The sequence below is a fragment of the Aeromicrobium yanjiei genome (genome assembly GCF_009649075.1).
Classification (GTDB): domain Bacteria; phylum Actinomycetota; class Actinomycetes; order Propionibacteriales; family Nocardioidaceae; genus Aeromicrobium; species Aeromicrobium yanjiei.
In genome coordinates this window covers 2440870-2453320 of the sequence record NZ_CP045737.1, presented here as the reverse complement: position 1 = coordinate 2453320, position 12451 = coordinate 2440870, and the positions used below count along the sequence as shown (strand labels likewise).

Below are 12451 nucleotides of genomic sequence, written 5' to 3'. Positions count from 1 at the left end.
ATAACGCTGATCATGAGATGTGTTTGCGATCACGATCGATCAACGCCGAAGTCGTCACACCGACGACGCGGTGCCCGATCTGCTGGACCGGCTGGGACAGTACGCGCTCGTGCGGCAGTTCGAGCGAACGGCGGGTGACGAGGTGCAGGGCCTGTCGGACGATCCGGCTGTCGTCGTCGACCTGGTCTGCGCGGTGGTCGCCACGCAGGCGTGGTGGATCGGCATCGGCGTCGGGGCGGTGGACCAGCCCATCGCGGACTCGGTCCGCGCCAGCAGGGGACCCGCGCTGATCGCTGCGCGGGCAGCAGTCGAACGCTCCAGCTCGACCGCCGTCGGCCTCGCGGTCGAGGGTGAGGGCACTCGTCACGCGGAGACGGCGCTCCATGCGCTGGCCCGGGTGATCACCGACCGTACGGAGGGTGGGGCGGAGGCGGTGGCCGCGATGGCGACGGGCCGGACGCAGAAAGAGGTCGCCCACCAGCTCGGCGTCTCGCCCCAGGCGCTCAGCCGCCGACTGCAGGTCGCTCGGTGGTCCGAGGAGCAGCGGTTGCGCGATCTCGCGACGTACCTGCTCGCCCAGATCGCGTCGTGACGTGGACTCGCTCACCACGCGCACGGGCTGAGCCGTAATCTTGGTCCCATGCCCCCCGAGAACGAGATCGACATCAAGCCCCGCAGCCGTACCGTCACCGATGGCCTCGAGGCCACCGCGTCACGAGGCATGCTGCGCGCCGTGGGCATGGGTGACGAGGACTGGGAGAAGCCGCAGATCGGTGTCGCGTCGAGCTGGAACGAGATCACCCCCTGCAACCTGCCGCTCGACCGGCTCGCCAAGCGCGCCAAGGAAGGCGTGCACGCCGGCGGCGGCTACCCGCTGGAGTTCGGCACGATCTCGGTGTCGGACGGCATCTCGATGGGCCACGAGGGGATGCACTTCTCGCTCGTCAGCCGTGAGGTGATCGCCGACTCGGTCGAGACCGTCATGATGGCCGAGCGCCTCGACGGCTCGGTGCTGCTGGCCGGCTGCGACAAGAGCCTGCCCGGCATGCTGATGGCCGCGGCCCGCCTCGACCTCGCGAGCGTCTTCGTCTACGCCGGCTCGATCATGCCCGGCAACGTCGACGGCAAGGACGTCACGATCATCGACGCCTTCGAGGCGGTCGGTGCCTGCCTGGCCGGACGCATGTCGCGTGAGCAGGTCGACAAGATCGAGCGGGCGATCTGCCCGGGCGAGGGCGCCTGCGGCGGCATGTACACCGCCAACACGATGGCCTCGGCTGCCGAGGCCCTCGGCATGAGCCTGCCGGGCTCGTCGGCTCCGCCGGCGATCGACAGCCGCCGCGACGACTACGCGATCAAGTCCGGCGAGGCCGTCGTCGAGCTCCTGCGCCGTGGCATCACCGCTCGGGACATCCTGACCAAGAAGGCCTTCGAGAACGCCATCACGGTCGTCATGGCGCTGGGCGGCTCGACCAACGCCGTCCTGCACCTGCTGGCGATCGCCCGCGAGGCCGAGGTCGACCTGACGCTCGAGGACTTCAGCCGCATCGGCGACAAGGTCCCGCACCTGGGCGACCTCAAGCCGTTCGGCCGTTACGTCATGAACGACGTCGACAAGGTCGGCGGCATCCCGGTCATCATGAAGGCGCTGCTCGACGCGGGCCTCATGCACGGCGACTGCCTGACCGTCACCGGCAAGACGATGGCCGCGAACCTCGCTCACATCGAGCTCAAGCTCGACGGCGACGTGATCCGTCCGATCGACAAGCCGATCCACCGGACCGGCGGCCTGACGATCCTGCACGGCACGCTCGCTCCCGAGGGCGCTGTCGTCAAGAGCGCCGGCTTCGACTCCGACGTCTTCACCGGCACCGCCCGGGTCTTCGACGGCGAGCGCAAGGCGATGGACGCGCTCGAGGCCGGCACGATCGTCGCCGGCGATGTCGTCGTCATCCGCTACGAGGGCCCCAAGGGTGGCCCCGGCATGCGCGAGATGCTGGCCATCACCGGAGCCATCAAGGGCGCCGGCCTCGGCAAGGACGTCCTGCTGATGACCGACGGACGCTTCTCGGGCGGCACGACAGGTCTCTGCGTCGGGCACGTCGCCCCCGAGGCGGTCGACGGTGGGCCCATCGCCTTCGTCAAGGACGGTGACCAGATCACCCTCGACGTGGCCAACAAGCGGCTCGACGTCGCGATCGACGCCGACGAGCTCGAGGCCCGCAAGGTCGGCTGGGAGCCGCTGCCCCCGAAGTACACGACGGGCGTCCTCGCGAAGTACCGCAAGCTGGTCAGCTCAGCGGCACACGGCGCGATCACCGGCTAGCAGCGGTCGGAGCGTACGCGGTGAGTGGCGGCCAGGTCTTCGCGACCCGGTGGGACCTGCTGTTCGCGCAGGTGCTGATCGGCGTGGACCGCACCACGGGGGTCTTCTCCGGCAGCGAGCCTGCGCCGGGGCGTCAGCTGGTCTGCGTGTGGACCAGCGAGGCCCGCGCGGGGGAGGCGCTGCACCTGGAGTCGTGGGACCTCAAGAAGATCAGCGTGCGCTCCCTGCTCACGGTGCTGCCGGCGGGCATCGGGATCCACGTCGATCCCGCGGTCCCGTCCGGCATGACGGCCTCCGCCGACTACGTGGCCCAGCTCAAGCGGTACCTGGTGCCGTTCCCCGACGGGGCGGACGTACGCCGTGCGCCGTGGGACGGCCTCGACGCGTCCGCGCGGGAGGCTCTCGCCGACGCCGCCGACGACCATGTGAGCGAGCTGCACGCATTCGGCTTCACCGTCGATGACAGCCCCACCCTCGGGTGCCTCGCCTACGTCGCGGCCGGGGGACCGGCGCCTGCGGACGCCGTCCGGACAACGCTGGCGGCGTCGATCGACCTGGACTCCCTGGGCGTGCCGACTGTCATCGTCGTGCCCCTCGAGGAAGTACCCGAGGCCCTGCGCGCGACCCTCGGCGACGCCGACCGCGTCCGCCGTGAGAAGCGGCCGAGGTTCTGGCGGCGCTGACTCAGGAGCAAGTGGTCGCGGCCCCCTGGGCGATCTTCTGGTACGCCGCGGTCTCCTTGGCGCTCGGCTTGTAGGAGCCGTCGCGGTTGACCAGGGCTGCGAGCAGCTTGTCCGACAACGACGAGTCCACGAGCTGCTTGCTGAAGCACGTGGCCTGCTTCTCGGTCAGTCCGGCGCTCTTGAGCGTCTCGGCGAGCTGCTTGGCCGTCGGACGCTTGTTGGGGTCGACGGACTTGACGGGCGCCGGCGTCGTCGCGCTGCCGGCGCTGGGGCTGGGGCTGCTCGCGCTCGGCGTGCTCGAGGTCTTGGCGTCGCTCGCTGCGTCCTTGTCGCCGTCCGAGGAGCTGCCTCCGCAGGCGCTGGTGACCGTGAGAGCAAGGGTGGCGAGCGCGAGCCCGATGGTGCGTCGCATCATGATGATCCTTGGGATTCGGGGGCAAGACCTTCCATGAAAGCAAGAAGCTGCAACCCTCGCGACACCGGGAGCAGGTGACGGGTGTGGGGACGGTGCTCTGTCCCGCCTAGGATGGAGGGGTCATGAGCGTCCCTGTTGATCCCGTCCTGCCCACCTCCGAGATCGACCCCGACGAGCTGGCGATCGCCCTGCGCGTGCTGGCGGCCGCCGAGCGTCTGGACGAGGAGGACCCTGACTACGTGGCGCTGAGGCGCGCGTGCGGGAAGTTCTACAAGAACGTCAAGAAGCACCGTCGCCTCGAGAAGCGCGCCCAGGTCGCGGCGGCCGACCGAGAGGTGGTCTCGGCGACCGCGACCGGCTCGCCGACGCGCATCGACGACGAGACCGAGGGCATCCCTCTCGTGTCCAACGTCGCGGGGGCGACGGCGGGCACCTTGCTGGTGCCGCGGCCCTGTTACATCTGCAAGCAGAAGTACACGCTCGTGGACGCGTTCTACCACCAGCTCTGCCCCGAGTGCGCCGCGCTCAACCGGTCCAAGCGCGACGCCCGCACCGATCTGACCGGCAAGCGCGCGCTGCTCACGGGCGGGCGGGCCAAGATCGGCATGTACATCGCCCTTCGTCTGCTGCGCGACGGTGCCCACACCACGATCACCACCCGCTTCCCCCACGACGCGGTCCGTCGCTTCACGGCCATGCCCGACAGCGCGGACTGGATGCACCGCCTGCGCATCGTGGGCATCGACCTGCGCGATCCGGCCCAGGTCGTGGGCCTGGCGGACGCGGTCGCCGAGCAGGGACCGCTCGACATCCTCATCAACAACGCGGCGCAGACGGTCCGGCGCACCCCCGGTTCGTACGCCCCGCTCGCGGAGGCGGAGTCGGCCCCGCTGCCGGACGGGCCCCTGCCCGAGCTGCTGACGTTCGGCCACACCAGTGACGCCCACCCCGCGGCTCTCGTCGGATCGGTCTCCGCGCACCCCGTCCTGGCCGGCGACGCCCACACCGCGGACGAGCTCACGTCGCTCGCGATGACCGCGGGCTCGGCCGATCTCGCGCGCATCGACGCGGGCGGCCTCGTGCCAGACACGGTCGACGTCAACAGCTGGACGCAGCGCGTCCACGAGGTCGACGCCCTCGAGCTGCTCGAGGTCCAGCTGTGCAACACGACGGCGCCGTTCATCCTCGTCAGCCGGCTGCGTCCGTCGATGGCGGCTGCGGAGGCGCGGCGCACGTACGTCGTCAACGTCTCGGCGATGGAGGGACAGTTCAGCCGGCGCTACAAGGGCCCCGGACACCCCCACACCAACATGGCCAAGGCGGCGCTGAACATGCTGACCCGCACGAGCGCGGGAGAGATGCTCGAGCAGGACGGCATCTTGATGACCGCGGTCGACACCGGGTGGATCACCGACGAACGGCCGCACCCGACCAAGGTGCGCCTGGCGGAGGAGGGCTTCAAGGCCCCGCTCGACCTGGTGGACGGTGCGGCCCGGGTCTACGACCCCATCGTGCGCGGCGAGGCCGGCGAGGACGTCCACGGAGTCTTCCTCAAGGACTACGCACCCTCACCCTGGTGACACCTGCCGGGCTGCCCCGGCCCCGGACGCACGACGGCCCGGGGGAGATGATCTCCTCCGGGCCGTCGGCGAGCAGGTGTCAGTTGGTGACGCACTCGCTGAACTTCTTGGACACGTCAGTGAGGGCCTCGCGGTCCTCCTTGCTGCCCTTGTAGTCCTCGTCCTTCTCGACGATCGCGTTGAGCGTCTTGTCCGACAGCTTCGAGTCGACGAGGAGGCCGGCCACGCAGTCGGCGGCGGCCTCGGGGATCGAGGTGCCGAAGACGCTGTCCTTGCTGGTGATGGACGTCTTCACCTCACCCTTGGACGGACGATCCTCGCCGCCGCCACAAGCGGACGTGAGAGCGAGCGCGGCGACGATCATGGCCGCGCTGAGTGACTTCTTCATGTTCTCCCCAGAGAGTTAGGGCCCGTCCACGTACTGGCGGGCCGACCGGGACATCCTGTCAGTTACGGCGCCGGTTGTCAGATCCGCGGATGAGTCCACATGGTGGTACGAAATGTCTCACGAGTTGATAATCGTCGCGACGGAGAGGAGACTGGGTGACGTGCAGATCCGGAACCTTGCAGTAGTAGACGACTGACGCGTCGGCCCAGGCCCCGCGTCTCCCTCGATTGCCCCAGCGTACGGTCTGGGGACGGGGGATTTTTTTATGCGAACAGGCCGGGTCGCACCCCGGCAAGACCATGCGATGAACAGTTAGGTAGCGACCTCATGACCGAGCAGATCCCTGAGCAGCTGACCGGGGCGCAGAGCCTCGTCAGGGCGCTGGAGCACGCCGACGTTGACACCATCTTCGGCATCCCGGGTGGCGCGATCCTCCCGGCGTACGATCCGCTGTTCGACTCCACGATCCGCCACATCCTCGTTCGCCACGAGCAGGGCGCAGGCCATGCCGCGCAGGGCTATGCGATGGTCACGGGCAAGGTGGGCGTCTGCATGGCCACGTCCGGGCCGGGCGCCACCAACCTCGTCACCGCGATCGCCGATGCGCACATGGACTCGGTCCCGATCGTCGCGATCACGGGCCAGGTCGCGAGCGGCTCGATCGGCTCCGACGCCTTCCAGGAGGCGGACATCCGCGGCATCACGATGCCGATCACCAAGCACAGCTTCCTCGTCACCGATCCCGACGACATCCCCCGCACGATCGCCGAGGCGTTCCACATCGCGCTGACGGGTCGCCCCGGACCGGTGCTCGTCGACATCAGCAAGGACGCGCTGCAGGCCACGACGACGTTCACGTGGCCGAGCGAGCTCGCGCTGCCCGGCTACCGCCCCACGACCCGGCCGCACGGCAAGCAGGTCCGCGAGGCCGCCCGGCTGATCGCGGCCGCGAAGCGTCCGGTGCTGTACGTCGGCGGAGGCGTCATCAAGGCCGACGCGTCGGCTGAGCTGAAGGTCCTGGCCGAGATGACCCAGATGCCGGTCGTCACGACCCTCATGGCACGCGGCGCGTTCCCGGACTCGCACGAGCTGCACCTCGGCATGCCCGGCATGCACGGCACCGTCGCGGCGGTCGCGGCCCTGCAGAAGAGCGATCTGCTCATCTCGCTGGGTGCCCGTTTCGACGACCGGGTGACCGGCCACCTGGCGTCGTTCGCGCCGCTGGCCAAGATCATCCACGCCGACATCGACCCCGCGGAGATCTCCAAGAACCGGGTCGCCGACGTCCCGATCGTGGGGGACTGCCGCGAGGTGATCGCCGACCTGATCGCGATGCTGCAGAAGCAGGCCGCCGACGACGACATCCGCGGCGACTACTCGGCCTGGAAGGCGCAGATGCTCGGCATCAAGGCCAAGTTCCCGGTCAGCTACGACAAGCCCGCCGAGGGCCTCGCTCCGCAGACCGTGATCGAGCGGATCAGTGCGATCGCCGGGCCCGACGCGACGTACACGGCGGGCGTCGGCCAGCACCAGATGTGGTCCGCGCACTACGTGGACTACGAGCGTCCGCGCCAGTGGCTCAACTCCGGCGGGCTCGGGACGATGGGCTACGCGGTGCCTGCCGCGATGGGCGCCCAGGTCGGTCTGCCGGGCCAGGTCGTGTGGGCCATCGACGGCGACGGCTGCTTCCAGATGACCAACCAGGAGCTCGCGACCTGCGCGATCGAGGGCATCCCGATCAAGGTCGCGGTCATCAACAACTCCTCGCTCGGCATGGTCCGCCAGTGGCAGACGCTGCTCTACGAGAGCCGCTACTCCAACACGGACCTCAACACCGGTCCGGAGTCGATCGGCGCGCGCCGCATCCCCGACTTCGTCAAGCTCGCGGACGCGTACGGCTGCGTGGGTCTGCGCTGCGACAACGAGGCCGACCTCGACGCGACGATCGAGAAGGCCATGGCGATCACCGACCGCCCCGTCGTGATCGACTTCGTGGTCGAGCGGGACGCGATGGTGTGGCCCATGGTCCACGCAGGCACCAGCAACGACGACATCCAGATCGCGCGAGATCTCGCGCCCGAGTGGGACGATGAGGACATCTGATGACTGCGCACACCCTTTCGGTCCTGGTGGAGAACACGCCCGGTGTCCTGGCGCGCGTCTCGAGCCTGTTCATGCGCCGCGGCTTCAACATCGAGTCGCTCGCGGTCGGCCCGACCGAGATCCCCGAGATCTCGCGCATGACGATCGTCGTCAACGTCGACGAGCTGCCGCTCGAGCAGGTCACCAAGCAGCTCAACAAGCTCGTCAACGTGCTCAAGATCGTGGAGCTCGAGTCATCGAGCGCGGTCGAGCGCGAGCTGATGCTGATCAAGGTCAAGACCGACCCGCAGACCCGTGGTCAGGTGCTGGAGACGGTCAATCTCTTCAGGGCTAAGGTGGTCGACGTGGCCACCGACGCCGTGACGATCGAGGCGACCGGCGACGCGGGCAAGCTCACCGCGATGCTGAACGTCCTCGAGCCGTTCGGGATCCGTGAGATCGCCCAGTCCGGACGTGTGGCCATCGGCCGCGGAGCCCGTTCCATCACCGACCGCACCCTGCGTACCGTGCCCGGCACGCAAGCAAGCTGACCAACCCGCACCTCAGAAGCACGACCCAAGGAGACGTACCCCGTGGCTGAAATGTTCTATGACGACGACGCAGACCTGAGCATCATCCAAGGCCGCCACGTGGCGGTCATCGGCTACGGAAGCCAGGGGCACGCGCACGCGCTCAACCTGCGCGACTCCGGCGTCGACGTCCGCGTCGGCCTGCCCGAGGGATCCAAGAGCCGGGCCAAGGCCGAGGCCGAGGGACTGCGCGTCCGTTCGGTCTCCGAGGCGGTCGAGGAGGCCGACGTCATCGTCGTGCTCGCGCCCGACCAGGTGCAGCGCCACGTCTACGCCGAGTCGATCGAGCCCAACCTGGTCGACGGCGACGCGATCGTCTTCGGTCACGGCTTCAACATCCGCTTCGGCTACATCACGCCCCCCGAGGGCGTCGACGTCGTGCTGGTCGCCCCCAAGGCGCCGGGTCACACGGTTCGTCGCGAGTTCGTCGACGGGCGCGGCATCCCCGACATCATCGCGGTCGAGCAGGACGCCAGCGGCAAGGCGTGGGACCTCGCGCTGTCGTACGCGAAGGCGATCGGTGGCACCCGCGCCGGCGTCATCAAGACGACCTTCACCGAGGAGACCGAGACCGATCTCTTCGGCGAGCAGGCCGTGCTGTGCGGTGGCATGTCGCACCTCGTCCAGGCGGGCTTCGAGACGCTGACCGAGGCCGGCTACCAGCCCGAGATCGCGTACTTCGAGGTGCTGCACGAGCTCAAGCTCATCGTCGACCTCATGTGGGAGGGCGGCATCGCGAAGCAGCGCTGGAGCATCTCCGACACCGCCGAGTACGGCGACTACGTCTCGGGCCCGCGCATCATCGACGACTCGGTCAAGGAGCGCATGAAGGCCGTGCTCGCCGACATCCAGGACGGCACGTTCGCCAAGCGCTTCATCGACGACCAGGACGCTGACGCCTCGGAGTTCCTCGCACTGCGCGAGAAGGAGGCCGGTCACTCGATCGAGGCCACGGGCAAGGTGCTGCGCTCGCACTTCTCGTGGAAGCAGCAGGACGCCGACTACGTCGACGGCCAGGCCGCTCGCTAGTCACCCGCACCACCCCGAGAGGGCGTCACCGCTTCGGCGGTGGCGCCCTTTCGCATCCCACCGCTGACGCGCGCCTCCCGTCCGCTGAGGGGAGCCTCCCGTCCCCTGACGCGCCTCTACGGCTCGCTGACGCGAGCCTCCGGTCCGCAGCTCGTCCTGGATCAGGCGATCATCTCGAGCGTGCCCGTACGCCTCGGGGTGGTCGCCGGCTCGGTCGAGCCGGTGACCTCCGCGTACGCGCGCCGGAGGCGACGCACCGCCTCGGTCTGCGTCTCGTGGGACTGCGTGTACGGAAGGCGGAGGTGGCGCTCGCCGGCAGCGCCCACGCGGCTGAAGAACCGAGGGCCGGGGGTCAGCAGCAGGCCGTGCCGGGATGCCGCGGCGGTGAGCCGCGACGAGATGCGGTCTGGGAGGGTCGCCCAGAGGTTGAGGCCGCCGGCCGGGCACGGCGCCGCGATGTCCGGGAGCTCACGCGCCAGCTCGGACAGCAGGTGGTCGCGCCCCGCACGCAGGCGCGCTCGACCCGCGGCGGCGGTCTGCCCGCCCTCGGTCAGCAGCTCGGCGAGAACCAGCTGGTCGAAGGCGGACGTGCCGAGATCGTCCATCATCCGCGCCTGGACGATAGGCATCACGAGGGCGTGCGGTGCGCGGATCCAGCCGACACGGAGGCCGCCCCAGTACGCCTTGGACGACGACCCGATGAGGAGCGCCCGCGGGTCGTATGTCGCGAAGACCGGTGGCATCTCGACCCCGTCGAGGTTGATGTCACGCAGCGACTCGTCGATGATCGGGACGACGTCGTGGCGCCGCAGCTCGCGCGCCCACGCCCCACGCTCCGCGTCCGTCATCACGGCGGCGGTGGGATTGTGGAAGTCCGGGATCAGGTACGCCGCGCGGTGCCGCGACCCTGCCAGCGTCTCCGCCATCGCGGCGGGCTCCCACGGCGACCGGTCGACCGGCAAGGCGGACAGGCGCGCGCCTGCCGCGGTGAACGACTCGTGGGCGTGCGGATAGCTGATGCCCTCGACGACGACGCGCTGGCCCGGGTCGACCAGCACGCGGGCGAGCAGCGAGATCGCGCCCATGGCCCCGCTCGTCACGATGATCTGCTCGGGATCGGTCGGCAGGCCTCCGTCGGTGTAGCGCTGGGCGAGGATCTCGCGCAGCACCGGGAGACCGTCCGGCAGGTATCCGGTCGTGGCCAGCAGGCCGGACAGCCTGGTCGCCGCGGTCTCGAAGGCGCGAGCCAGGCCGGGGGTGCCTGCGGGCGCGGAATAGGTGAGGGCGATGGTGTCGGCGTCGTCGGGGGTGACGATCAGGCTGCTGACGCTCGACGCCGCGAGCGGGACCTGCACGACGCTGCCCGAGCCCTGTCGGGAGCGCAGGAGGCCGAGCTCGCGCAGCTCGGCGTACACCCGGGTCGTGGTCGTACGGCTGACGCCGATGGCGGCGGCGAGCTCGCGCTCGGACGGCAGGCGGCTGCCGTCGCCCACGCGGCCGTCCACCACAAGCAGGCGAAGGCGGTCGGCGATCTCCCGGTATGCCGGGCCGGCGTTGTCGAGGGGACCGAGGAGATCGGCGAGCCGCCGGGCGGAGAGGGTGAGGGCCACGGGTCCACTGTGTCACGATTGGCTATGGAAGGCATGGCCAATTGGGTTCACGCTGGACTCATGACCGCGTTCCTCGTCTTCCTGGCGCTTTTGAGCCTGATGTCCATCGTGCGGCTCGTGCGCCTGGTCGCGCGAGACGGCCTCGGCACCAACCCGCCGCCCCGCAGCCACCGCGAAGAGCTCGGCAGCTGGGTCGAGCGGGAGCTGCGCCGGTGAACGGCCTGCTCGGGCGGCTCGTGCGCCTCAACGTCGGCTTGTTCCTCTACGGATTCACGATGGCGATGCTGGTCGAGTCGACGCTGGGCCTCGACCCGTGGGACGTCTTCCACGAGGGGGTGACCGAGCACGTCGGTCTGACGTTCGGTCAGGTCGTCATCGTCACGGGCGCGTTCGTCCTGCTGCTGTGGATCCCGCTGCGGCAGCTGCCGGGTGTGGGGACGGTCCTGAACGTGCTCGTCATCGGCCTCGCTGCCGACTTCGGCATCGCAGTCATCGTTCAGCCGGACGAGCTGTGGTTGCGAGCCATGCTGCTCGTGGGCGGGATCGTCGGCAACGGGTTCGCCGGGGCGTTGTACATCGGCGCCGCGCTCGGGCCGGGCCCCCGCGACGGGCTGTGGCTCGGTCTTGTCAGGCGTACGGGGCGCAGCGTGCGGCTGTGGCGGACGGTCATCGAGGTCGCAGTGCTCGCGGTGGGCTTCCTCCTCGGCGGGACGGTCGGCGTCGGCACTGTCCTGTACGCCCTCACGATCGGCCCGCTCGTCCAGCTCTTCATGCCGTTCACCTCCGCCTCGACCGCCGACGAGTCGCGCACGACCGGTGACGAGTCGCGTACGACCGGTGACGAGTCACCTATGACCGGTGACGAGTCACTTTGCGGCAACGCTGAGTGACTCCTCGGCCTCCGTAGGTGACTCGTCGGCGTCCGTGCGTGACTCGTCGGCCGCCGTGCGTGACTCGTCAGCGGCGGGTGGCGATGATGAGGGAGGCGTCGACGTCGATCAGCATCTCGACTGCGGCGAAGCGCTCGTCGGTCAGCCACTGCTCGCGGACGGTGTCGACCCGGCCTTCGACGATGGGCGGCCAGAACGCCGACGGGACGAAGTCGTCGAGGATGACCATGCCGCCGGGCTCCATCAGGTCGGCGAGGACGTCGATGCTCTCCATGACCTCCCGCACGTCGACGAAGAGCAGGGAGAACGGTGCGTACTGCTCGAGCGTCGACCAGTCGCCGGCGATCACGTCGACGTTGTCGGTCCGGGCGAAGATCTTCTGCACGTCCTCGGCGAGGACGGGGTCGAGCTCGGCGCTGACGACCCGGGCACCCTTGGGGGCGCCGCTGGAGAGCCAGGCCGATCCGACGCCGCAGCCGGTGCCGAGCTCGGCGAGCGTGCCGGTGCGGGACGCAGCGAGCGTGGCGAGGAGGCGTCCGGTCTCGTTGCGGATCGAGGTGATGAATCCGCGCTGGCGGGACAGGTCCAGGGTGCTCGCGACGAGGTCGGGGACTTCAGCGGGTGCACTCACACGTCCAGTGTTCCACGGACCCACGCTCAACCGTGGCCACGGCGTCTCGGCGACTGAGACGCACGGACGAACTGCGGACGCCGCACGGACCCCCGGCGTACGGTGTCAGCACCATGCGGAAGCAGCTCGTACTCATCGCTTGCCGCGGCAGGGCCTCTTAGGGCCACACCCTGCCGCGGTGTTTCGGCGTTGGCCCGCCGTTCCGCCCGCAGGGTTCGCGATTCATG

General features: G+C 69.5%; 13 protein-coding genes. 9 read left to right on the top strand and 4 right to left on the bottom strand.

Annotation, left to right across the window (positions count from 1 at the left end; genetic code table 11):
- The first annotated feature begins 70 nt into the window (after window positions 1-70).
- Genes GEV26_RS12065 through GEV26_RS12055 form a run of 3 tightly spaced genes read left to right on the top strand, consistent with a single transcriptional unit; the run spans window position 71 to window position 3009 of the window.
- Window positions 71-592, top strand: coding sequence for a hypothetical protein (locus GEV26_RS12065; RefSeq protein WP_243838726.1), 522 nt, complete (start codon window positions 71-73; stop codon window positions 590-592).
- A 48-nt stretch (window positions 593-640) separates the two neighbouring features.
- Window positions 641-2326 (top strand): dihydroxy-acid dehydratase, encoded by a 1686-nt coding sequence (gene ilvD, locus GEV26_RS12060; protein ID WP_153653353.1) that lies wholly within the window; start codon window positions 641-643, stop codon window positions 2324-2326.
- Between the two features lie 20 nt (window positions 2327-2346).
- A complete protein-coding gene (locus GEV26_RS12055; protein ID WP_153653352.1) occupies window positions 2347-3009 on the top strand; it encodes a hypothetical protein in 663 nt (220 codons plus the stop codon).
- A gap of 1 nt (window position 3010) precedes the next feature.
- Here GEV26_RS12055 and GEV26_RS12050 read toward each other — a convergent pair whose 3' ends face one another.
- Complete coding sequence (locus tag GEV26_RS12050) at window positions 3011-3424, bottom strand: hypothetical protein (RefSeq protein WP_153653350.1); 414 nt, start codon at window positions 3422-3424, stop codon at window positions 3011-3013.
- Window positions 3425-3546: 122 nt separating this feature from the next.
- On the opposite strand from GEV26_RS12050, the gene GEV26_RS12045 reads away from it, so the two are divergent.
- Entirely contained in the window at window positions 3547-5004 is a 1458-nt protein-coding gene (locus GEV26_RS12045; protein ID WP_153653349.1) for an SDR family NAD(P)-dependent oxidoreductase, read from the top strand.
- Between the two features lie 79 nt (window positions 5005-5083).
- Here GEV26_RS12045 and GEV26_RS12040 read toward each other — a convergent pair whose 3' ends face one another.
- Window positions 5084-5392 (bottom strand): hypothetical protein, encoded by a 309-nt coding sequence (locus tag GEV26_RS12040; protein ID WP_153653347.1) that lies wholly within the window; start codon window positions 5390-5392, stop codon window positions 5084-5086.
- Window positions 5393-5719: 327 nt separating this feature from the next.
- Here GEV26_RS12040 and GEV26_RS12035 point away from each other — a divergent pair, with 327 nt between their 5' ends.
- Genes GEV26_RS12035 through ilvC form a run of 3 tightly spaced genes read left to right on the top strand, consistent with a single transcriptional unit; the run spans window position 5720 to window position 9093 of the window.
- Window positions 5720-7495 (top strand): acetolactate synthase large subunit, encoded by a 1776-nt coding sequence (locus GEV26_RS12035; protein ID WP_153653345.1) that lies wholly within the window; start codon window positions 5720-5722, stop codon window positions 7493-7495.
- The gene (gene ilvN, locus GEV26_RS12030) at window positions 7495-8025 is read left to right on the top strand and encodes an acetolactate synthase small subunit (RefSeq protein WP_153653343.1); all 531 of its coding nucleotides are present in this window, start codon (window positions 7495-7497) and stop codon (window positions 8023-8025) included. The genes GEV26_RS12035 and ilvN overlap by 1 nt, the downstream gene beginning before the upstream one ends.
- A 42-nt stretch (window positions 8026-8067) precedes the next feature.
- Window positions 8068-9093 (top strand): ketol-acid reductoisomerase, encoded by a 1026-nt coding sequence (gene ilvC / locus GEV26_RS12025; RefSeq protein ID WP_153653341.1) that lies wholly within the window; start codon window positions 8068-8070, stop codon window positions 9091-9093.
- Between the two features lie 161 nt (window positions 9094-9254).
- Here the strand turns inward: ilvC and yczR are convergent, their stop codons facing one another.
- Complete coding sequence (gene yczR, locus GEV26_RS12020) at window positions 9255-10703, bottom strand: MocR-like transcription factor YczR (protein ID WP_153653339.1); 1449 nt, start codon at window positions 10701-10703, stop codon at window positions 9255-9257.
- Window positions 10704-10763: 60 nt separating this feature from the next.
- Between yczR and GEV26_RS12015 the strand changes: the two genes are divergently transcribed.
- Together GEV26_RS12015 and yczE are read left to right on the top strand one after the other, a co-directional pair.
- Window positions 10764-10919 (top strand): hypothetical protein, encoded by a 156-nt coding sequence (locus GEV26_RS12015; RefSeq protein WP_194839840.1) that lies wholly within the window; start codon window positions 10764-10766, stop codon window positions 10917-10919.
- Window positions 10916-11593, top strand: a complete 678-nt coding sequence (gene yczE, locus GEV26_RS12010) for a membrane protein YczE (protein ID WP_194839839.1) — start codon at window positions 10916-10918, stop codon at window positions 11591-11593. The genes GEV26_RS12015 and yczE overlap by 4 nt, the downstream gene beginning before the upstream one ends.
- Before the next feature lie 67 nt (window positions 11594-11660).
- On the opposite strand, the gene GEV26_RS12005 is transcribed toward yczE, so the two are convergent.
- Window positions 11661-12224, bottom strand: coding sequence for an O-methyltransferase (locus GEV26_RS12005; RefSeq protein WP_153653336.1), 564 nt, complete (start codon window positions 12222-12224; stop codon window positions 11661-11663).
- Window positions 12225-12451: the final 227 nt, after the last annotated feature.

Excerpts from the sequence above, each read along its gene's own strand:
- ilvD (WP_153653353.1), top strand. The coding sequence starts at position 641 with ATGCCCCCCGAGAACGAGATCGACATCAAGCCCCGCAGCCGTACCGTC.
- GEV26_RS12050 (WP_153653350.1), bottom strand. The coding sequence starts at position 3,424 with ATGATGCGACGCACCATCGGGCTCGCGCTCGCCACCCTTGCTCTCACG.
- GEV26_RS12045 (WP_153653349.1), top strand. The coding sequence starts at position 3,547 with ATGAGCGTCCCTGTTGATCCCGTCCTGCCCACCTCCGAGATCGACCCC.
- GEV26_RS12040 (WP_153653347.1), bottom strand. The coding sequence starts at position 5,392 with ATGAAGAAGTCACTCAGCGCGGCCATGATCGTCGCCGCGCTCGCTCTC.
- GEV26_RS12035 (WP_153653345.1), top strand. The coding sequence starts at position 5,720 with ATGACCGAGCAGATCCCTGAGCAGCTGACCGGGGCGCAGAGCCTCGTC.
- ilvN (WP_153653343.1), top strand. The coding sequence starts at position 7,495 with ATGACTGCGCACACCCTTTCGGTCCTGGTGGAGAACACGCCCGGTGTC.
- GEV26_RS12015 (WP_194839840.1), top strand. The coding sequence starts at position 10,764 with ATGACCGCGTTCCTCGTCTTCCTGGCGCTTTTGAGCCTGATGTCCATC.